This window comes from Thioclava sp. FR2 (genome assembly GCF_051200875.1).
Taxonomy (GTDB): Bacteria; Pseudomonadota; Alphaproteobacteria; order Rhodobacterales; family Rhodobacteraceae; genus Pseudotabrizicola.
The window spans coordinates 337,086-357,612 of record NZ_CP195191.1; the positions used below are offsets into that span (position 1 = coordinate 337,086).

Here is a 20,527-nt window from a genome sequence, read left to right on the forward strand (position 1 = left end):
CACTCATGGACGACGATTTCAACATGTCCCTTCGCAAGTTCCTAAAGCAAGTGGGCGTAACATCGCAGCAGGCCATCGAAGAGGCCGTGCGCGCGGCGGGGCCTGCGGCTCACGGCAAGGCACTGACCGCGCGTATGGTGTTGACCATCGACGGGATCGAGTTGAACCACGTCGTCGAAGGCATGATCAAGGGACCAGCAGCATGACCCTGACGAGGGACGCAGTTCTGGATGTTCTTAAAGGGGTTTCTGACCCCTTGAGCGGAAAAGATATCGTTGCTGCCGGAATGGTTCGCGCCCTGACGGTTGACGGCGGAACAGTGCGTTTCGTGCTGGAAATTGATCCGGCGCGGGCAAAGACAATGGAAACCGCACGCGCAGAGGCAGAGGCGATGCTCAAGGCTTTGCCGGGCGTCGAAAGCGTCTCGATTGTCATGACCGCCCATTCGGCGGCCCCTCCACCGCCCAGTTTGAAGGGGGGCGGGCATGGTCATGCACATGGGCATTCTCATGGACCGGCAAAGGCTGCAGGACCGGAAAAGATCCCCGGCGTGGCGAAGATTATCGCCATAGCCTCGGGCAAGGGGGGCGTGGGGAAATCCACGGTCTCGGCTAATCTTGCCACGGCCCTTGCAGCCGAAGGCAAAAAGGTAGGACTGCTGGATGCCGATGTCTATGGCCCGTCTCAGCCCCGAATGCTGGGCGTTTCTGGCCGTCCGGCCAGTCCGGATGGAAAGACCATCCTGCCGCTGCGAAATCACGGCGTCACCCTGATGTCACTTGGTCTTTTGACCCAAGAGGACGAGGCCGTGGTCTGGCGCGGGCCAATGCTGATGGGCGCGCTGCAACAAATGCTGTTTCAGGTCCAGTGGGGCGCGCTTGACGTTCTGCTGGTCGACCTGCCGCCGGGTACGGGCGACGTCCAGATGACGCTTTGCCAGAAAGCACAGGTCGATGGGGCCATCGTTGTCTCCACTCCGCAGGACATTGCTTTACTTGATGCCCGTAAAGGGCTGGACATGTTCAAGAAACTGGGCACGCCCATTCTGGGCTTGATCGAGAATATGTCGACCCACATTTGCTCGAACTGCGGCCATGAAGAACATATTTTCGGTCACGGCGGTGTTGCCCGCGAGGCCGAGAAACTGTCCGTTCCGCTTCTGGCGGAAATTCCGTTGCATCTGGACATACGGACAGCATCGGATGGAGGTGCGCCTGTTACGGTGTCCAAACCGCAAAGCCCGCAAGCGCGCGCCTTCCGTGATCTGGCGCGGCAGCTGATTTCCTCGGGGGCGGCATGACGATTGCACCTGTCTTTCCGCCGCTGATGACGGGCATGGCCGCAGGGCCAGCGAACCCGGTTCCCATCGCCATCGCGCAGGCAGAAAGAGGCACGGATGCCGGGCTATTGGTCTGGTCGCTAACCGATGAACGGTTGCGGGCGGCCTTGGTTCTTGCACCGGAAACCAAGTTGGAGCAATCCATGGCCGCCTTGGTGGCCTGTGCGGTGGGAATGCAGAATGCCTTGGGCGCTTTGGCCCCGCCAGAGACGGCCGTTCACATTGACTGGACGGGCGAGTTGCGGCTGAACGGCGCGCATGTCGGCGGACTTCGGGCTATCGGGCGCGAAAAAGATTTGGATCGGGTGCCAGACTGGATGGTCGTGGCCTTGGACCTCACCCTGTGCCTGCCAGACAAGCTGGAGCCGGGGCAGACCCCAAACTGGACCGCGCTGGATCAGGAAGGTTGCGGAGAAATCGAACCCATCGCACTCCTTGAGGCATGGGCGCGGCACTCGCTCTTGTGGCTCAGCGATCTCGAAGAGGCGCAGGGCAGGGCCAGTCTGTATCGGGAATGGAAAGGTCTGGTCTGGAACCTAGGCCAAACCATTTCGGTGCCCTTGCAGGGCGAAACGCTGACCGGCACCTTCCTTGGCGTCGACGAAAACTTTGGAATGATCCTCAAGACGACGACTGGCACGCGCCTCTTGCCGTTGACCGTGCTGTTGGAAAGGGACTGATATGCTTTTGGCCCGTGCCATCCATTTCGACGAAAGCGATCGAAACGTATTTCACAACCCGGCACGCACAGGGGAGTGGGCAATTTCGGGCGGGTTCGAGTTTTCGAACTGGGGAGAGGCGGATCTGACCGGCAAGGCCCGGCAGGCATTTTCCAATGGTTGGCTCGGCATCGAGACCTTTGGCCGGGTGACATTCGTGGCCGTGACCAAGATCGAACAGGCTGAGTTCGATGCACTGGCCCAGCATTTGGCCCGGCATTTCGTTGACATCTACGGAGCGCCCTCGGTCGAAGCCGCTCTTCCGGTCGCGCTGGAGGAACTGTCGCATATGGTTGATCTTTGTGCAGATCACCCGCCGAATACGGTTCTGACCGTTCTCCGTGAGCTGACTGAGGCCGGTGTGCGCGAACAATATCGCTATATCGAGCCCTCAGATGCGGGCTTGGATCAGTTCGCGATACATTCGGTTCCAGAAGAGTAGGGGCGGTGTCCCGCCCCCTCTCGGTCGTCACATTGGCTGGGCGTTGAAGACGAACAGCTTCTGGCCCGCGATCTGATAGCCTTCGATCAGTTCCTTGGCCCGATCAGAGGTCAGCCAGTCTTCCAGTTTTGCCGCGGCTTCTGGCTTCACATGCGGATGCTTGGCCGGATTCACGGGAAGGTAGGCATATTGGTTGAACAGCGCCGGGTCGCCTTCAAAAACGATGGCCAGATTGGCCTTGTTGGCAAAGTTCAGCCAGCTTGCCCGGTCCGCCAGAATGTAGGCGTCCATCCCGGCCGCGGTATTCAGCGCGGCCCCCATGCCTTGGCCGACGGACTTGTACCAGTCACCTTCCGGCGTCACGCCTGCGTCCTTCCACAAGGCAAGTTCCATCTTGTGCGTGCCGCTGTCGTCGCCACGGCTGACAAAGTTTGCTTTCGCGGCCTCAATCGCCTTGAAGGCGTCCAAGGCCGCACTGGTGGCTTTTGCGCCTGCCGGGTCAGCTGAGGGGCCGAGGACAATGAAATCGTTGTACATGATTTCCCGGCGATGCGTCCCATTCCCTTCGGCCAGCCATTTGTCTTCGGCCGGGCGCGAATGCACCAGAACCGCATCGACATCGCCTGCCGCCCCAAGCGCCAAAGCCTGACCCGTGCCAACGATCAAAAGCTGAACCGTCAGCCCAAGATCTTTTTCAATCTCTGGCAACAGCACTTCGGCCAGCCCGGAATTGGCGAAGGACGTGGTGACAGACATCTTGAACTCTTCGGCAAAACCGACCTGCGCAGAAAGAATAAGGGCTGCGGAAAGAAACAAAGACGTCAGTTTCACGGCAAGAGATCTCCTCTCAGATAAGCCCGCGCCTCGGCTGAACGAGGGGCATCAAAAAACGCGTCCTTGGGCGCCTGTTCCACAAGTTTGCCCGCATTCAGGAACCAGATGTCATCCGCCAGCCGCCGGGCCTGACCCAGATCATGGGTCGACATCACGATGCGGGTTCCGGCAGATTTGGCTTCGGTCAAAATCCATTCGATATCGCGCGTCGCTCGGCCATCCAGATTGGCACAAGGCTCATCCAGAAACAGAACTTGCGGCGCAAGGATCAGCGCCCGCGCCAGAGCCAGCTTTTGCTTTTCCCCACCCGAAAGCACCATGCCGGGTTGCGCTAAAAGATGAGCCAAGCCAACACGCTCGGCGAATGCCTCTGCCTTGCTGCGGGCCTCACTACGCGATGTGCCGCGCAGGATCAGCGGATAGGCAATGTTGTCCCTTACGGTCCGCCGCAGGATGGTGGGGGCCTGAAAGACAAAGGCTTGCTTCAGTCGCGCCTCATCCGGGGAAACTGACCAGATCAGTTTTCCCGATGTCGGCCATTCAAGCCCATGCATCGCCTTGAGCAGGGTCGTCTTGCCCGATCCGTTCGGGCCAAGCAGGATCGTGATCCCATCTCCGGAGAGTTGGGTCGAAATCGGCCCCAGAATGACCCGACCCCCACGGCGAATGGTCAAGCTGTCAACAGAAAGCGGCAAAAGACGGTTTACCATCTGCTGCCCCTTTCTGTGCGAGACAGGGCGTGGACCGCAAAGTTCACGGCAATGGCCAGCGCGATCAGCACAAAGCCAAGGGCCAGCGCCATTCCAAATTCGCCCTTTCCCGTTTCCAGCGCGATGGCGGTGGTCAGCACGCGGGTCGCATGGTCGATGTTACCACCAACAATCATGATGGCCCCAACCTCGCCAATGGCGCGGCCAAAGCCGGCAAGGGCCGCCGTCAGCAGCGTGCGCCGTCCATCGACGATCAGTGTCACGATCCGCTGCCAACGGCTTGCATTCAGCGAAATCAGAAGGTCGTGGTAATCCGCCCATAGCTCTCGGATGGCTTGGTGGGCGATTGAGATGATGATGGGCGTGATGATGATGACCTGCGCAATCACCATAGCGGTCGGAGTAAAGAGAAGGCCAAGAACGCCAAACGGGCCAGACCGCGACAGCATCACATAGACGAACAGGCCAACCACAACAGGCGGCAACCCCATCAGCGCGTTCAGAACCGCGATCACATAGCGCCGCATCCGAAAGCGGTTCACCGCCAGCCAAGCCCCGAAGGGCAGGCCAATGGCCGCGGCAATAACAGTGGCCGTCAGCGTCACCTGCAAAGAAAGCAGCGTTATTTCAAGAAGATCGGGGTCCAAAGACCACAGCAGCAAAGCCGCTTGCCGCATCCCCTCCCATAACGTGTCCATCTTGCCTTGCCCGATTTGTCTGAGCCGTTTTTAGCTGCCTAGCATTGTCGCAATCGGCGCGAAATGGACATTTCGGCGGGTATCCGCGACAAGAGGTGGACATTTTGTCCAGTTATGCGTTTTCCAGCGCCCGGCACCAGTTCAGGACTGCGTCCTGCTCGGGGGCAAGTTCCTGCGCGATGTCTTCTGCAAAGGCCATGAAGGCCGGCAGATTGCCCCTGCTGACCGAGGTGAGGACAGGTATTCCGTGCGAAAGGGCCATCCCGATAAAGGGACGAAAGCCTGCACCGTCAATCTCCGCCTTGCCGAACTTGTTGACGATACAAAGCCGAGGTGACTGCGACAGCGCCGTTTCCGCAAGTCCGACGGCGGTGGCCAAAGCCGAAGGGTCAAGACGGCAGCCCTTGGACAAGGCGCCAAGGTTCTGGCTGATCCGCACGACGCGATCACAGGCCAGAACATGCAGGTCCATGTCGCATTTTTCGTAAGGGCTGCTTTCGTCATTCACCTGAACCGCCCCCGCCAAGGCCCAGCCATCAAGACGAAGTGTTTCCGCCACGGAAAAAATCAGCCGGTCAGCGGCTCCACGGCCCTCGACAATCACATAGCCCAGCATCGGTCGCGGTGTTCCTTCTGGTAGGGCGCCTGCAAACGGCTTTGCCCCTTGCCTGCCCGAAATCCTTATCCCACAATGTGCGAAATCAGGAAAGATCACGAATGACAGGCGCGACCACGCCCCCAAAACTGCCCCTGCTGCCCAATCCCCATGCCCCCGGACTGACCCGCGCCATCGCCGGAACAGACCAGACGGGGCAAGCGGTCACGATCTCGGTTGTCGAAGAGCGCCCCCTGACGATCTATCTGAATTCACAGGAAATTGTCACGGCGATGACGATTGGCGACTACCCTGAATTCCTTGCCGTCGGGTTCTTGCGAAATCAGGGAATGTTGCGTGACGACGACGTGATCACCCAAGTCGATTACGACGATGATCTGGAGGTTGCGGTCGTCCGAACCGTCCGCAAGACCAGCTATGAGGAGAAGGTCAAGAAAAAGACCCGAACCTCGGGTTGTGCGGTGGGAACCGTATTCGGCGACATGATGGAAGGGCTTGAAGGCCTGACCCTGCCAGATGCCACAGTGCGGACCAGCGATCTTTACGCCTTGGCCAAAGAGATCAACTCCTTGCCCTCGCTTTATCTGGAGGCGGGGGCGATCCACGGCTCGGTTCTCTGCCAAGACGGGCGCGTTTTGGTTTATATGGAGGATGTCGGTCGCCACAATGCCGTCGACAAGATCGCGGGGTGGATGTTCCTGCACGGCGTCTCTGGCGCGGATAAGATGCTTTATACAACCGGGCGCCTGACCTCTGAAATGGTGATCAAGACCGCGCAGATGGGCATTCCGGTTCTGGCCAGCCGCTCGGGCTTTACGGCTTGGGGTGTGGAACTGGCCCAGCAGGTCGACCTGACCCTGATTGGGCGGATGCGCGGCCAGCGCTATGTCTGCCTTGCGGGCGAAAAGCGATTGGTGCGCGACGCCACGCTCTCAGGTGAGGACGAAGATAGGCGCCATCGGCGCAAAGGGGCGCAGGATGACTGACCGTGCCGAAACGGTGCTGTATCTGGCGCTTGGTGCAATAGGGCTTGTCTTGGTGATGTTCTGGCTGATGTGGTGGACCATGTCAGCTTGGGGAAAGGTGGTGGTCGAGATGGAAAAGACCCCTATGGCCGGGATGGTCCGTTCGCCTTTGAGCAGGGGGGTGGCGACGAAGTTCATGTTCAATCCACCGCGTCACGGGCTCAGCGAAGCGGCTGAGCGCGCAATCGCGCGATTCCGCAAGCGGGCTTGGACCGCCAATGTCGCGCAAATCCTTCTTGTGATCGCGGTCTTCGTGATCTTCCGAAAGGTGATCGGATGACGGTTGCAGGCGTGATCCTGGCCGGTGGGCTGGCCACGCGCATGGGGGGCGGCGATAAGGGGATGAAGGTGGTCGCTGGGCGCCGCCTGATCGACCATGTCATCGGCCGTTTGGCACCACAGGTCGAGGCGATGGCCATCAACGCCAATGGCGTTGCGTCGCGCTGGGCCGAGTTTGGCCTGCCCGTTTTGGCCGACAGCTTGCCCGAATATCCCGGCCCCTTAGCAGGCGTTTTGGCGGGTATGGACTGGGCGGCGGAAAACGGCTTTTCGGCAGTGATCTCGGTGGCAGCCGATACGCCGTTCTTCCCGCATGATCTGGTTCGTGGCCTTCAGGCCTCGGCCGGTCCGTCCGGCCTGTGTCTTGCCGCCAGCCCCGATGAAACCGGTCGCATTCAGCGACAGCCGACCTTTGGCCTTTGGCCCGTAGCCCTGCGCCACGATCTGCGTGCGGCTTTGCTGGATGGTTTGCGCAAGGTCGTGATCTGGACAGAGCGCCACAACGCCGGACAAGCGGTTTTTGCCGGTGAGGCGGATCCTTTCTTCAACGTCAACACGCCCGAGGATTTGCAGCAGGCAGAGGACATTGCGAGGCTTTTGACATGAGGATCTATGGCGTCACCGGCTGGAAGAACACTGGAAAGACCGGCCTCATGGAACGGTTGGTCACCGAAATCACGCGGCGCGGCCTGACTGTTTCCACCGTCAAGCACGCCCATCACGCAACTGATGTCGATCATCCAGGCCGCGACAGCTATCGCCACCGTCAAGCTGGGGCGCAGGAAGTGATCGTTGCCTCCCCGGTCCGCTGGGCGGTGATGCACGAATTGCGGGGCGCGCCAGAGCCGTCATTGCAAGACCTGCTCGCCCATCTCGCCCCGGTCGACCTTGTGTTGATCGAAGGCTACAAAACCGCCGCGCATCCAAAGGTCGAATGTCACAGGGCCGAGGCAGGGCGCGACCTCTTGGCGCCAACCAACCCGACCATTCGCGCGGTTGCCTCTGACAGCCAGCATCAAGGCCTTTCCGTCCCGGTCCTCGATCTGAACGACACGTCCGCCATTGCCGACTTCATCCTGCGCGAGGTTGGTCTGTGAAATTCGACGATATCCTGATCCTTGATTGGTCGGCGGCCAAGGAACCAAAGCGCGGAAAGGATTCCGTCTGGATCGGTCATGCCGGGGCAGGGGCGACGGCCCCCGTCAACCCGGTCACACGCTCTGAAGCCATGGCGCTTTTGCGCGGGCGCATCGCAACGGCTCGGGCCGCAGGACGCCGGGTTCTTGTCGGCGCGGACTTTCCATTTGGTTACCCCAAAGGCTTTGCATGGTCCTTGACCGGACGGGAAGGGGCCTTGGCGCTTTGGTCATGGTTCGCCCGTGAAGTCGAAGATGCGGATAACAACGCCAACAACCGCTTTGAACTGGCCGCGCGGATCAACCGCTCGTTCCCGGGGCTGGGGCCATTCTGGGGTCGGCCTGCGGGGCTGGATCTGCCCGATCTTCCAGAAAAGGGCAGCCATCGCCACAGCGTGCCCTTTCCAGAACGCCGACAGGTCGAAGCGCGCGAGCCCAAGGCGCAACCCGTGTGGAAACTATACACGACGGGCTCAGTCGGGTCGCAGGCCATGTTGGGCATTGCCCGTTTGGCCGCGCTGAAGGCCGAGTTGGGCGACGATTGCGCGGTTTGGCCGTTCGAGCCAACAGAACATGCGGGCGTGGTCTTGGCCGAGGTATGGCCGTCTTTGCTGGCAAGCGAAGTCAAGGCTTTGCAGGACCGGTATTCTTGCCAAGACGAAGCGCAGGTCGACCTTTTGGCCAAGGCGCTGACCAACCTGTCCTCCGAGGATCTGTCGGACCTGATGCAGCCCGAGGCCGATCAGGATATCTTGACCGAAGAGGGATGGATCCTGGGGGCAGGCCGCGCGGCTCTGTTACGGCAGGGCTTGGTCAAAGACCTGCCTGATCTGGTGCCGCCACGCTTGCGGAATGATTGCTTCGCCATGCCACAAGGCGTTGATTGGATGCCGGTCGATCTGGCGCTGGACCGCCTGAATGCGGCGCTCGCACCGGTCACAACAATCGAAACGGTTCAGATCGCCAAGGCCGGCGGCAGGGTGCTTGCCGCAGATGCCATCGCCCGCCGTGCCAACCCGCCACATGCCAATTCCGCGGTCGATGGCTATGGCTTTGCCCATTCCTCGTTGACGGGCGATGGGCCATTTACCCTGCCGCTGGCCGAAGGGCGGGCTGCGGCCGGCCAGCCCTTCGGCGGGCATGTCGCGCCGGGGCAGGCGATCCGCATCCTGACCGGGGCGATCCTGCCCGACGGTGTTGATACCGTCGTGCTTGAAGAAGACTGCGCGACAGATGGTGGTCGTGTGGCTTTCGACGGCCCGATGAAACCCCGCATCAACACCCGCAAGGCGGGCGAAGACATGGCGGAAGGACAATTGGCCTTGGCTGCGGGGCATAGGCTTTCGGCACCTGACCTTGCCCTTCTTTCCGCCCTTGGTTTGGGGACGGTGCAAGTCTTTCGCCGTTTGCGGGTGGCGGTTCTTTCTACGGGGGACGAATTGGTTGCCGATCCGGGGGCCATTGCCGACCCGCATCAGATTTACGACGCCAACCGCCCGATGCTTTTGGAACTGGCGCGCCGCTGGGGCTATGACGCGGTAGATCTGGGCCATGTTGGCGATGACCCCAAAAAGATCAGCCAAAAACTAAATCAGGGCGCCCGTACGGCTGATGTCATCCTGACCTCGGGCGGGGCGTCAGCAGGGGATGAAGACCATGTCAGCCGCCTTTTGCGCACCAAGGGCGACCTGACAAGCTGGCGGATAGCAATGAAACCCGGCCGCCCGCTGGCCTTGGCGCTTTGGCAAGGGGTGCCTGTTCTGGGCCTGCCCGGCAATCCGGTTGCGGCTTTCGTATGTGCGCTGATCTTTGGCAGGCCTGCGCTTGCACGCCTTGCCGGTGGCAGGTTCGACATGCCTAAGGGGTTCACCGTTCCCGCAGCCTTCTCGAAATCGAAAAAGGCGGGGCGGCGGGAATATCTGCGCGCCCGCCTTACCGGCGAAGGGACTGCCGAAGTTTTTCGGTCTGAAGGATCGGGCCGGATATCAGGCCTGTCTTGGGCCGATGGATTGGTGGAACTGCCCGATCAGGCGGCCGAGATCATTCCCGGTTCCCCCGTGCGGTTCATCCCCTTCGGAAATTTCGGTCTCTGACGCCTATTTGTGGCGGATCAGATAGGCGGTCGCCCCGTCTTCCTCGGTCGCGCCCACAAATTCATGGCCAGATTCGCGACAAAAATGCGGAACGTCGATCACCGCGGCAGGGTCTGTCGCCACCAGACGCAGCACCTGTCCGTTTCCCATAGTAGACAAGCGTTTCCGCGCTTTCAGCACGGGAAGCGGACAAAGCAGTCCGCGCGCGTCGATTTCAATATCCCAAGGGCTAGTGTCGTTCATGGCGCAAGATGTAAGTGTATGGTCGCGATCTGTCCACCACCGACGTGACAGGCATGACAGGATCAGCGCGCATGCCACGGGGGAGAGCCTGGCACGCGGGCATTGAAGGGCGGGTTTGACGACATGACAGCAGATCAGAACGGCATCTGGAAATCGGGCCGTGGCAAGGGCCGGCGCACGCCAAAAGGACGGCAATTCGACGATGTCGCCTTGGCCGAGGTGCGGGCGCTGTTGGGCGACCGCCCGCGACGTCGCGATCTGCTGATCGAATTCCTGCATCTGATTCAGGACGAATACGGTCACCAATCCGCCGCTCATCTGCGGGCTTTGGCCGAAGAGATGCGGCTGTCGATGGCCGAAGTTTGGGAAGTGGCTACCTTCTACGCCCATTTCGATCCGCGCCGCGAGAACGAGGCTCCGCCACCAGACCTGACCATCCGAGTCTGCGACTCCCTTTCCTGCGAACTGGCCGGGTCCGAGGCGCTGATCAAGGCGCTGGAGGCAGGTCACGACCCCGCCCGCGTTCGCATCCTGCGCGCGCCCTGCATGGGCCGCTGCGACACCGCCCCCGTCGCAGAAGTGGGCCACCGCCATGTTGATCACGCGACGCCCGATCTGATTTCTGCCGTGGTCGCCTCTGGCGATTTCCACCCCGAAATGCCCGAATACGAAACTCTTGCCGCCTATCGCGCCAAAGGCGGCTATGATCGCCTCTTGGACCTGCGGGCCAATGGTGACTGGGAAAAGGTTCAAGACGAAGTTCTGGCGGCCGGTCTGCGCGGCCTTGGCGGGGCAGGCTTTCCGTCCGGCAAGAAATGGGGCTTTGTCCGCGCCAATGCCGGACCGCGCTATCTGGCCGTGAATGGCGACGAAGGAGAGCCCGGCACGTTCAAGGACCGCTACTACCTTGAACGCACGCCGCACCTGTTCCTCGAAGGCATGTTGATTGCCGCTTGGGCGGTCGAGGCGGAAACCTGCTTCATCTACATGCGCGACGAATACCCGGCCATTCTGAAACTCCTGCGCAAGGAAATCGCCGCGCTGGAACAGGCGGGAATCGTCGCGCCCGGATATATCGACCTGCGCCGTGGCGCCGGGGCCTATATCTGCGGCGAAGAAAGCGCGATGATTGAATCGATCGAAGGCAAACGCGGCATTCCCCGTCTGCGTCCGCCTTTTGTGGCGCAGGTTGGCATCTTTGACCGCCCGACCTTGGTGCATAACGTCGAGACGCTGCTCTGGATCGCCCGCATCTGCCGTGAGGGCGCCTCTATTCTGAACGCAACCGAAAAGAACGGGCGCAAGGGGCTTCGGTCCTATTCCGTTTCGGGCCGGGTGGCCAAGCCGGGTGTCTATCTGCTGCCTGCTGGCTCTACCATCACAGACATCATCGCCGCCGCTGGTGGCATGGCGGCGGGCCATAGCTTCAAGGCCTACCAACCGGGCGGTCCGTCCTCGGGCTTGCTGCCCGCCTCGATGAATGACATCCCACTCGACTTTGATACGCTCCAACCGCATGGCACCTTCATCGGTTCTGCCGCTGTCGTGGTTCTGTCCGACAAGGACCGCGCCCGCGACGCCGCGCTGAATATGCTGCGGTTCTTTGAATCCGAAAGCTGCGGCCAGTGCACCCCTTGCCGAGTAGGCTGTGAAAAGGCGGTCAAGCTGATGCAGGCCCCGAAATGGGACCGCGACTTGCTCGGCGATCTGTGCGGCGTGATGGCCGATGCCTCGATTTGTGGTCTGGGGCAGGCCGCCCCGAACCCGATCAAGCTGATGATCAAGCATTTCCCGGAGGAAATCTGATGGCATTGGCTAAGCACAGCGTCCTGATCGACGACGAAAGGGTTGTGGTAAACCGTTTCGACTTTGCCCCCGGCGATGAAACTGGGCAGCACACGCATGGCATGGCCTATGTCATTGTGCCGCTGACGGATGGCACCCTGCGGATCACCCATCCCGATGGCAGCGAAACCCAAAGCGCCCTGACCATGGGCGTTCCCTATTCGCGCCCGACGGGCGTTTCGCATAACGTGTTCAACGGCGGCTCCGCGCCCCTGACCTTTCTTGAGATCGAGTTGAAAAAATGACCAACAGCATTTCCTTCACCCTCGACGGCCGTGAAGTCACCGCAAACCCCGGCGAAACGCTGTGGGACGTGGCCAAGCGCCACGGCACCGATATTCCGCATCTGTGCCACAAAGATCAGACCGGCTACCGTCCCGATGGCAACTGCCGCGCCTGCGTGGTCGAGGTGGATGGCGAACGGACGCTGGCCGCCTCGTGCTGCCGCAACCCGTCCAAGGGGATGGTCGTCAAAACGGATAGTGAACGCGCGACCAAGGCCCGCGCGATGGTGATGGAACTGCTGTTGGCAGACCAACCGGAAAAGGCCGAGGCGCATGACGCATCTTCGCATCTGTGGGACATGGCCGCCGCCAATGGCGTGTCAGACAGCCGTTTCCCTGCGATGGACAAGGGCCGCATCCCGCTTCTGGACGACAGCCATGTGGCCATGCGGGTGAACCTTGACGCCTGCATCCAATGCGGCCTTTGCGTCCGTGCCTGCCGCGAAGTGCAGGTCAACGATGTGATCGGCATGGCGGGGCGGGGGCACGATGCCTATCCGACCTTTGACTTCGCCGACCCGATGGGCGACAGCACCTGCGTTGCCTGCGGCGAATGCGTGCAAGCCTGCCCGACGGGCGCCCTGATGCCCGCAACCGTGCTGGATGCCGACCAGCGGGGCGACCGTGCCGATTTCGACTCTGAAACCACCAGCATCTGCCCCTTCTGCGGCGTCGGCTGCCAGGTCAGCCTCAAGGTCAAGGACGGCAAGGTGAAATATGTCGAGGGGATCAACGGCCCTGCGAATGATGGCCGGCTTTGCGTTAAGGGACGCTTTGGCTTTGACTATATCCACCACCCCCACCGCCTGACCAAGCCGCTGATCCGTAAACCCGGTGCGCCCAAGGGGCTGAACGTCGATCCGGCGAACCCCTTCACCCATTTCCGCGAAGCGACATGGGACGAGGCACTGGATTTCGCGGCCAAGGGGATGCTCGACCTGAAGGCCGCGCATGGCGGCCCTTCGGTCGCCGGTTTCGGTTCGGCCAAATGCACCAATGAAGAGGCCTACCTCTTCCAGAAACTGATCCGTCAGGGATTTGGCCATAACAACGTCGACCATTGCACCCGTCTTTGCCACGCCTCCTCGGTCGCGGCGCTGATGGAAAACGTGGGCTCCGGCGCTGTGACGGCTACTTTCAACCAGATCGTCAATGCCGATGTGGCCATCGTGATCGGGGCAAACCCGACCGAAAATCACCCCGTTGCCGCGACCTATTTCAAGCAGTTCGCCAAGCGCGGCGGCAAGCTCATTATCATGGACCCGCGCGGAACAGCCATGAAGCGCCATGCGGCGCATATGCTGCAATTCAAGCCGGGCGCGGACGTTTCCATGTTGAACGCGATCATGCATGTGATCGTCGAGGAGGGGCTTTACGATCCCGCCTATATCGAGAAGTTCACCGAAAACTGGGAAGCCGAGAAAGAGCATCTCAAGGCCTTCAGCCCCGAGGCGATGGAGCCGATCTGCGGTATCCCGGCCGAGACCCTGCGCGCCGTGGCGCGAGATTTCGCAGGCGCAAAGGCAGGGATGATCTTCTGGGGCATGGGCATATCCCAGCACATTCACGGCACCGACAATTCGCGCTGCCTGATCTCTCTGGCGCTGATGACCGGAAATGTTGGCAAACCCGGTGCGGGCCTGCACCCCTTGCGCGGTCAGAACAACGTGCAGGGCGCCTCGGACGCAGGTCTGATCCCGATGTTCCTGCCCGATTATCAAAGCGTGACCGATGATGGCGTCCGTTCAGCCTTTTCCGAGATCTGGGGCTCGGGCGATTTCTCGAACCAGAAGGGCCTGACCGTCACCGAGATCCTTGATGCTGTCCATGAAGGCAAGATCAAGGGCATGTATATCCTTGGCGAAAACCCGGCCATGTCCGACCCCGATGTGACCCATGCGCGCGAAGCCCTTGCGCATCTGGAACATCTGGTCGTGCAGGACATCTTCCTGACCGAAACCGCGAACTATGCCGACGTGATCCTGCCTGCCGCGGCGTTCTATGAAAAGTCGGGCACAGTGACGAACACCAACCGTCAGGTGCAAATCGGCCGCCCCGCCGTCACCCCTCCGGGTGAGGCGCGCGAGGATTGGGCAATCACCGTGGAGCTCGCCAAGCGTCTGGGTCTGGGCTGGTCCTACACCCACCCGAGCCAAGTCTTCGCCGAGATGTCCTTGGGAATGAAGTCCCTGAAGAACATCACCTGGGACCGGCTCGAGGCTCAAGGGGCGGTCACCTATCCGTCGCTTTCGCCGGAAGATCCAGGCCAGCCGATCGTGTTTGGCGATGGCTTCCCGCGCGCCAACGGGCGTGCGAAGTTCACGCCGGCCAGCGTGATTGCACCCGCGGAATTGCCGGATGCCGACTATCCCTTTGTCATGACGACGGGCCGGCAACTTGAACATTGGCACACAGGGTCCATGACCCGCCGCAGCCATGTTCTTGATGCGGTTGAACCTGAGGCCAACTGCTCGCTCCACCCGGCGACCTTGCGCAAGCTTGGGGTCGAGCCCGGCGGCCGCGTACGTCTGGAAACGCGGCGCGGAAGGGTAACACTGCTTGCCCGTGCCGACAGGGCGGTGGCGGAAAACATGGTCTTCGTGCCCTTCGCCTATGTCGAGGCAGCAGCGAATATCCTGACCAACCCCGCACTTGACCCCTATGGCAAGATCCCTGAATTCAAATTCGCCGCTGTGCGCGTGACGGCCGAGGTTCCGGCCTGAGCCACCAAAATCCTTGCAAGGATTTTGCAATTTTCTTTGAAAGAAAATTGGCGCTGACGAAGCGGAAAAACGATAAAGGGCCAGAGCTTGTGCTCCGGCCCTTTCTTTTCCGTTGTCACAAGGTCAGGCGGCGAGGCCGTCGATGATCTTGTTCAATGTCGCCGAGGGCCGCATCACGCTGGCGGTCTTTGCCGCGTCACCGTGGTAATAGCCGCCCAGATCTGCTGGCTTGCCTTGGCCTGCCGAAAGCTCAGCCAGAATGGTGGCTTCGTTCGCGGCAAGCGCTTCGGCCACAGGGGCAAAGACCTTGGCCAGTGCCGGGTCTTCGCCTTGGGCTGCCAGAGCCTCGGCCCAGTACCGGGTGAACCAGTAATGGCTGTGGCGGTTGTCCGGCTGGCCGACCTTGCGGCCCGGGCTGCGGTCATGGTCCAGAATGCCCTGCGTTGCCGCATCGACGGCATCGCCCAGCACGCGGGCCTTGGCATTGGCCTTCGTGTCGGCAAGGAAGCGGAAGCTTTCGCCCAAGGCGCAGAATTCGCCAAGGCTGTCCCAGCGCAGGTGGTTTTCTTCCTGCAACTGCTGAACGTGCTTGGGGGCCGATCCACCGGCGCCGGTTTCGAACAGACCACCACCCTGCATCAGCTTGACGATCGACAGCATCTTGGCTGAGGTCGCCAGTTCCAGAATGGGGAACAGGTCGGTCAGATAGTCGCGCAGCACGTTGCCAGTGATGGCAATCGTGTTCTCGCCCTTGGTGATCGTTTCCAGCGAGGCGCGGGTGGCCTCTGCCGGCGACATGATCTCGAACTTGTCCGCCACGCCCTTGGCCGCAAGGATCGGCTTCACCATCTTGATCAGCTCGGCATCATGGGCGCGGTTCGCATCCAGCCAGAAGATCGACCGATAGCCCGTTGCGGCCTGACGTTCGATCGCCAGATTGACCCAGTCTTCGATCGGCGCCTTGCGGGCGCTGGCCGAGCGCCAGATGTCGCCCTTTTCCACCTTGTGCTGATGCAGCACCGTGCCGTCTTCAAGGATCATCTTCACCACGCCGTCTTCGGGGATTTCAAAGGTGGTGGGGTGGCTGCCGTATTCTTCGGCCTTTTGCGCCATCAGGCCGATGTTCTGAACGGTGCCAGCGGTCGCCGGGTTCAGTTTGCCATTGGCTTTGAAGAACTTGATGGTCTCGTCATAGACCGGGGCATAGGAATTGTCCGGGATCACGCAGACGCAGTCATGTTCTTTGTTGTCCGGGCCCCAGCCCTTGCCGCCCGCGCGGATCAGCGCCGGCATCGAGGCGTCGATGATCACGTCCGACGGCACATGCAGGTTGGTGATACCCTTGTCGGAATTCACCATGTACATCGGCGGACGTGCGGCGGTCACGGCATCAATGGCCGCCATGATCTCGGCATCGCCCTTCACACGGGCCAAAAGATCGCCCAAACCGGAATTCGGGTTCACGCCCAAAGCCGCCAGCTTGTCACCGAATTTTTCAAACACCGGGGCCAGCCATGCCTTGACGGCATAGCCAAAGATGATCGGGTCGGAAACCTTCATCATCGTGGCCTTCATATGCAGCGAGAACAGCACGCCTTCGGCCTTGGTCTTTTCGATCTCGGCGCTCAGGAACGCGCTCAGGGCCTTGGCCGACATAAAGGTTGCGTCAACCACGGTGCCAGCCGGGTATTTCACGCCCTTTTTCAGAACCACTTGCCCATTGGCGGTTTCCAGAACGATATCGGCAGCGGCTGCGCCCGAGAGCGTGGCCGAGGTCTCGTTCGAGAAGAAATCATTGCCATCCATCGCGGCAACGCGTGTCTTGCTGTCGGCCGTCCAGTCGCCCATGCGGTGCGGGTTGGCTTGCGCATATTTCTTAACGGCGGTCGCCGCACGGCGGTCCGAATTGCCTTCGCGCAGAACCGGGTTCACAGCCGAACCCTTGATCGCGTCATATTTCGCGCGCACGGCCTTCTCGGCTTCGGTCTTTGGCTCTTCCGGGTAATCCGGCAGGTCATAGCCTTGTGACTGAAGTTCCTTGATCGCGGCCACCAGCTGCGGCACCGAGGCCGAGATGTTCGGAAGCTTGATCACATTGGCTGTCGGCGTCTTCACCAATTCACCCAGTTCCGCCAGATCGTCCGGCTGGCGCTGCGCGTCGGTCAGATTTTCCGGAAAGGTCGCGATGATGCGCCCGGCCAGCGAAATATCACGGGTGCCGACCGAAACCCCGGCCTGCTGAGCAAAGGCCTGAATCATGGGCAGCAAAGAGGCGGAAGCAAGCTCGGGTGCCTCGTCAACCTTGGTGTAGATGATATCGGGAATGGGGCGGTCGGTCATAGCGGGATCCATCCTCTGGTGTGTATGAACTTGGGGCCTTTCTGCACGGCAGCGCGCAAATTTTCCACCCTGTTTTTGGCCCTCTGGCACAGGCCATATGACGCAGGTATGCAAAAGTATACCGAAATTTGCGGAGATTTTGACGGCGACTGGCCGGATTTGGGTGTTCATCCCGCAGGGCAGGCCGTTACGCTGGGGCGGAAACAAGAAGAAACAGGGGGAAACAGTGCCAAAGGGAATCCGCAATCCATACCGCCACCGGGGGATCTCGCAGGATGGACTGCGCCCGATTGCTTCTGCCAAGGGTGTTGCGGCTCTTTTGGAACTTTGCCCGGCCCATCAGCCGACGCCCCTGATAGATGTTCCGCATCTGGCCGAAAAGGTTGGGGCCGCGCGGTTTCTGGTAAAGGATGAAAGAGGCCGGATGGGCTTGGGCAGTTTCAAGGCGCTTGGGGCGGCCCATGCCATCGCGCGGGAAGCGGCCGCCAAGGTCAAGGACGGCAATTGGCAGACGGCGCTTTGCGGGCGCACCTATGTCACGGCCAGCGCGGGCAATCACGGCATGTCCGTGGCCGCCGGGGCGAAACTCTTTGGCGCGCAAGCGGTCATCTATCTTGCGCAAACCGTGCCCGAGGCCTTTGCCCAGCGTTTGACAAAAATGGGCGCTACCGTCATGCGGGAAGGCGCAGATTACGAGGCCAGCATGACCGCCGCCGCCTTGGCCGCCGAAAAGCAGGGCTGGACGCTTCTTTCTGACAGTTCATGGCCGGGCTACACGGAACTCCCCCTGCGGGTGATGGAGGGCTATCTGCAACTGGCCGATGAAGCCGCCGAACAATTCGACAAGACCGTGGGCGCCCCGCCCACGCATCTTTTCCTTCAGGCTGGGGTAGGGGGCCTTGCGGCTGCCGTCGCGGCCCATGCGCGGGCACATTGGGGCGATGCCCCGACCATCATCGTGGTCGAACCCGAGGCCGCCCCCGCGCTTTACGAAAGCATTCGGGCGGGTGAACTTGTGACCGCCCCCGGTCCGGTTTCCGCCATGGGGCGGCTGGATTGCAAAACCCCGTCGATGATCGCTCTCGAAGGTTTGGCACGGGACGCCGATCACTTCGTCGCCATTACCGAAACAGAGGCGGCAGAGGCCACGAACTTTCTCGCCACCATCGGCCTTGAAACCACGCCATCGGGCGGGGCGGGGATCGCCGCGGCCCTTGCGGGGTTTGAGCTTGGCTCCGATGCGCGGGTGCTGTGTTATCTGAGCGAGGGACCGGAACGTGGCTGAGGAACGCTCGCTGATCTTTCCGGCGCAGGAATACCGGGCCCGTGTCGCGCGCCTGCAAGCCAAGATGGCCGCAAACGCACAGGATGCGCTGCTGCTGACCTCTGCCGCCGACATCTTCTATGTCACAGGCTTTCTCACCCGTTTCTGGGAAAGCCCGGCTCGCCCGTGGTTCATCATCATCCCGGCAAACGGCGATCCAGTCGCCGTCATTCCATCCATCGGGGCCGACCTCATGGGCAAGACATGGATGACAACGATTCGCACCTGGCCGGCGCCTGTTCCGGGCGATGATGGTCTTTCGCTATTGGCGGAAACACTGGCCGACATGGTCCCCGCCACCGGCAGCATCGCGCTTCCCATGGGGCTGGAAACCCATCTGCGCATGCCCTTGGCCGATTATCTGACGCTGACCACCCGCCTTGCCCCCCGCCGCTTTGTCGATGGCACAGATACCGTCCAGCGCGTGCGCGAAATCAAATCAAAGGCCGAGGTCGTAAAGATCCGCGCCGCCTGTGCGATTGCCGATCGCGCCTATGCGCGGGTGCCCGAATTCGCCGCAACAGGTCGCCCGCTGAACCAGATCTTCCGCGATTTTCAGCGTGTGCTTCTGGAAGAAGGGGCCGATTGGGTCAGCTATGTTGCGGGCGGCGCAGGGCAGGGCGGCTATGGCGATGTGATCTCACCGGCCACGGACCAGCCCCTTCAAACGGGCGATGTCCTGATGCTGGACACGGGCGCCGTGCGCGACGGCTATTTCTGCGACTTTGACCGCAATTACGCCGTCGGCCCCGTTTCGGCCCAAACCCACCGCGCCCAAGCCGCCCTTCATGTCGCAACCGACCGCGCCTTGGCAACGTTGCGCCCCGGCATGCTGGCCCGCGACGCGCATCGGATCCTGTCCGACGAACTTGCGCGCCACGGCTTTGCCGATGCGGGCGGGCGGCTTGGTCACGGGCTGGGCATCACGCTGACCGAATGGCCCAGCTTTACACCCCTCGACACAACCGAACTGGTCGAAGGCATGGTCCTGACGCTGGAACCCGGTGCGGTGGTCGAAGGCGGCACCATTCTGGTGCATGAGGAAAACATCGTCCTGCGCGCCAATGGCCCCGAACTTCTATCCACTCGGGCTCCGCGCGACCTGCCGCAGTTGGACTAGGCGTAGATATAACCGCCCGAGACGATGATGTTTTCGCCAGTCATATAGGTGTTTTTCGGCCCACCCGCCATCAGCACCCATTCCGCCATTTCGCGCGGCTCTCCACCCCGGCCCAGTGGGCTTGCCTTGGCCAGTTCCGCCAGAAAGCCCGAGGCGCGAGCCTTTTCCGTGGCCATCCCGGCAGGGGCCACCGAATTGACCAAAATGCCATCCGGCGCGACCTCATGCGCCATGCTTTTGGTCAGGCTGACCACGGCGGCCTTTGTCGCCGCGTAATGGGCGTTTTGCGGATGCGCCTTGAAGGCGTCGACCGAGGTGATGTTGACGATCCGCCCGCGCACCGGGCCGTCCGCCGCTTGCGCCCGCATCTGCCGCACCGCCGCCACCATCATGTGGTAGGTGCCCTTGATGTTGATCGCCATCGAGGCATCCCAGTCGGCATCGCTGATCTCCAGAATGGGACGACGCGGATAGATCGCCGCCGAATTGATCAGCGTATCCACGCGCCCCAAGCCCGCCGCCACCGCATCAAAGGCTGCGTGGCTGGCCTCACCCGTCCGAATGTCACAGGCGGCAAAGGCTGTCTGCACCCCCTTTGCCTCTGCCGGGGCCAAGGCTGCTTTTGCTGCACCTCCGTCGATGTCGATGATGCCGACACCTGCCGCCCCGGCCTCAACCGCCATCTCGGCCAGCAGTGCCCCTAGTCCGGCCCCGCCGCCGACGATCACCACCTTCAGTCCCTGCATCGGCCGCTGTC

The 20,527-nt window shown here is 61.4% G+C and carries 21 protein-coding genes; 14 read left to right on the plus strand and 7 right to left on the minus strand.

Annotation, left to right across the window (positions count from 1 at the left end):
• Positions 1-5: 5 nt before the first annotated feature.
• Genes ACSBLW_RS01540 through ACSBLW_RS01555 form a run of 4 tightly spaced genes read left to right on the plus strand, consistent with a single transcriptional unit; the run spans position 6 to position 2,500 of the window.
• Positions 6-206: a DUF6494 family protein gene (locus tag ACSBLW_RS01540; RefSeq protein ID WP_435258490.1), complete on the plus strand. Its 201-nt coding sequence runs from the start codon at positions 6-8 to the stop codon at positions 204-206.
• Entirely contained in the window at positions 203-1,300 is a 1,098-nt protein-coding gene (locus ACSBLW_RS01545; protein WP_435258491.1) for an Mrp/NBP35 family ATP-binding protein, read from the plus strand. The genes ACSBLW_RS01540 and ACSBLW_RS01545 overlap by 4 nt, the downstream gene beginning before the upstream one ends.
• The gene (locus ACSBLW_RS01550; RefSeq protein WP_435258492.1) at positions 1,297-2,019 is read left to right on the plus strand and encodes a DUF4444 domain-containing protein; all 723 of its coding nucleotides are present in this window, start codon (positions 1,297-1,299) and stop codon (positions 2,017-2,019) included. The genes ACSBLW_RS01545 and ACSBLW_RS01550 overlap by 4 nt, the downstream gene beginning before the upstream one ends.
• A 1-nt stretch (position 2,020) precedes the next feature.
• Complete coding sequence (locus tag ACSBLW_RS01555) at positions 2,021-2,500, plus strand: DUF6505 family protein (RefSeq protein ID WP_435258493.1); 480 nt, start codon at positions 2,021-2,023, stop codon at positions 2,498-2,500.
• A 27-nt stretch (positions 2,501-2,527) separates the two neighbouring features.
• On the opposite strand, the gene ACSBLW_RS01560 is transcribed toward ACSBLW_RS01555, so the two are convergent.
• From ACSBLW_RS01560 to ACSBLW_RS01575, 4 genes are all read right to left on the minus strand, one after another.
• Positions 2,528-3,325: a substrate-binding domain-containing protein gene (locus ACSBLW_RS01560; RefSeq protein WP_435260010.1), complete on the minus strand. Its 798-nt coding sequence runs from the start codon at positions 3,323-3,325 to the stop codon at positions 2,528-2,530.
• Positions 3,326-3,327: 2 nt separating this feature from the next.
• A complete protein-coding gene (locus tag ACSBLW_RS01565; protein ID WP_435258494.1) occupies positions 3,328-4,044 on the minus strand; it encodes an ATP-binding cassette domain-containing protein in 717 nt (238 codons plus the stop codon).
• Positions 4,038-4,742, minus strand: coding sequence for an ABC transporter permease (locus ACSBLW_RS01570; RefSeq protein WP_435258495.1), 705 nt, complete (start codon positions 4,740-4,742; stop codon positions 4,038-4,040). Before ACSBLW_RS01570 ends, ACSBLW_RS01565 begins: the two co-directional genes overlap by 7 nt.
• Before the next feature lie 112 nt (positions 4,743-4,854).
• Positions 4,855-5,358 carry a DUF2478 domain-containing protein gene (locus ACSBLW_RS01575; RefSeq protein WP_435258496.1) on the minus strand — a complete coding sequence of 168 codons (504 nt, stop codon included), beginning with the start codon at positions 5,356-5,358 and terminating at the stop codon, positions 4,855-4,857.
• Between the two features lie 101 nt (positions 5,359-5,459).
• On the opposite strand from ACSBLW_RS01575, the gene ACSBLW_RS01580 reads away from it, so the two are divergent.
• Genes ACSBLW_RS01580 through ACSBLW_RS01600 form a run of 5 tightly spaced genes read left to right on the plus strand, consistent with a single transcriptional unit; the run spans position 5,460 to position 9,891 of the window.
• Positions 5,460-6,344: a formate dehydrogenase accessory sulfurtransferase FdhD gene (locus tag ACSBLW_RS01580; RefSeq protein WP_435258497.1), complete on the plus strand. Its 885-nt coding sequence runs from the start codon at positions 5,460-5,462 to the stop codon at positions 6,342-6,344.
• On the plus strand, positions 6,337-6,663 hold the full coding sequence (locus tag ACSBLW_RS01585) for a hypothetical protein (protein ID WP_435258498.1): 327 nt from the start codon (positions 6,337-6,339) through the stop codon (positions 6,661-6,663). The genes ACSBLW_RS01580 and ACSBLW_RS01585 overlap by 8 nt, the downstream gene beginning before the upstream one ends.
• Positions 6,660-7,268, plus strand: coding sequence for a molybdenum cofactor guanylyltransferase MobA (gene mobA, locus ACSBLW_RS01590; protein WP_435258499.1), 609 nt, complete (start codon positions 6,660-6,662; stop codon positions 7,266-7,268). Before ACSBLW_RS01585 ends, mobA begins: the two co-directional genes overlap by 4 nt.
• Positions 7,265-7,759, plus strand: a complete 495-nt coding sequence (gene mobB / locus ACSBLW_RS01595; RefSeq protein WP_435258500.1) for a molybdopterin-guanine dinucleotide biosynthesis protein B — start codon at positions 7,265-7,267, stop codon at positions 7,757-7,759. The genes mobA and mobB overlap by 4 nt, the downstream gene beginning before the upstream one ends.
• Positions 7,756-9,891 (plus strand): molybdopterin-binding protein, encoded by a 2,136-nt coding sequence (locus ACSBLW_RS01600; RefSeq protein ID WP_435258501.1) that lies wholly within the window; start codon positions 7,756-7,758, stop codon positions 9,889-9,891. Before mobB ends, ACSBLW_RS01600 begins: the two co-directional genes overlap by 4 nt.
• 3 nt (positions 9,892-9,894) lie before the next feature.
• Here ACSBLW_RS01600 and ACSBLW_RS01605 read toward each other — a convergent pair whose 3' ends face one another.
• Complete coding sequence (locus tag ACSBLW_RS01605; protein ID WP_435258502.1) at positions 9,895-10,134, minus strand: sulfurtransferase TusA family protein; 240 nt, start codon at positions 10,132-10,134, stop codon at positions 9,895-9,897.
• Between the two features lie 123 nt (positions 10,135-10,257).
• Between ACSBLW_RS01605 and ACSBLW_RS01610 the strand changes: the two genes are divergently transcribed.
• Genes ACSBLW_RS01610 through fdhF form a run of 3 tightly spaced genes read left to right on the plus strand, consistent with a single transcriptional unit; the run spans position 10,258 to position 14,986 of the window.
• Positions 10,258-11,940 carry an NAD(P)H-dependent oxidoreductase subunit E gene (locus ACSBLW_RS01610; RefSeq protein ID WP_435258503.1) on the plus strand — a complete coding sequence of 561 codons (1,683 nt, stop codon included), beginning with the start codon at positions 10,258-10,260 and terminating at the stop codon, positions 11,938-11,940.
• The gene (locus ACSBLW_RS01615) at positions 11,940-12,224 is read left to right on the plus strand and encodes a cupin domain-containing protein (RefSeq protein ID WP_435258504.1); all 285 of its coding nucleotides are present in this window, start codon (positions 11,940-11,942) and stop codon (positions 12,222-12,224) included. Before ACSBLW_RS01610 ends, ACSBLW_RS01615 begins: the two co-directional genes overlap by 1 nt.
• Positions 12,221-14,986, plus strand: a complete 2,766-nt coding sequence (gene fdhF / locus ACSBLW_RS01620) for a formate dehydrogenase subunit alpha (protein WP_435258505.1) — start codon at positions 12,221-12,223, stop codon at positions 14,984-14,986. Before ACSBLW_RS01615 ends, fdhF begins: the two co-directional genes overlap by 4 nt.
• A 123-nt stretch (positions 14,987-15,109) precedes the next feature.
• On the opposite strand, the gene ACSBLW_RS01625 is transcribed toward fdhF, so the two are convergent.
• Positions 15,110-17,326, minus strand: coding sequence for an NADP-dependent isocitrate dehydrogenase (locus ACSBLW_RS01625; protein WP_435258506.1), 2,217 nt, complete (start codon positions 17,324-17,326; stop codon positions 15,110-15,112).
• Positions 17,327-17,552: 226 nt separating this feature from the next.
• Between ACSBLW_RS01625 and ACSBLW_RS01630 the strand changes: the two genes are divergently transcribed.
• Complete coding sequence (locus tag ACSBLW_RS01630) at positions 17,553-18,611, plus strand: pyridoxal-phosphate dependent enzyme (protein WP_435258507.1); 1,059 nt, start codon at positions 17,553-17,555, stop codon at positions 18,609-18,611.
• Positions 18,604-19,770 (plus strand): M24 family metallopeptidase, encoded by a 1,167-nt coding sequence (locus ACSBLW_RS01635; RefSeq protein WP_435258508.1) that lies wholly within the window; start codon positions 18,604-18,606, stop codon positions 19,768-19,770. The genes ACSBLW_RS01630 and ACSBLW_RS01635 overlap by 8 nt, the downstream gene beginning before the upstream one ends.
• On the opposite strand, the gene ACSBLW_RS01640 is transcribed toward ACSBLW_RS01635, so the two are convergent.
• Positions 19,767-20,516, minus strand: coding sequence for an SDR family NAD(P)-dependent oxidoreductase (locus ACSBLW_RS01640; protein WP_435258509.1), 750 nt, complete (start codon positions 20,514-20,516; stop codon positions 19,767-19,769). The genes ACSBLW_RS01635 and ACSBLW_RS01640 overlap by 4 nt on opposite strands.
• Positions 20,517-20,527 lie beyond the last annotated feature (11 nt).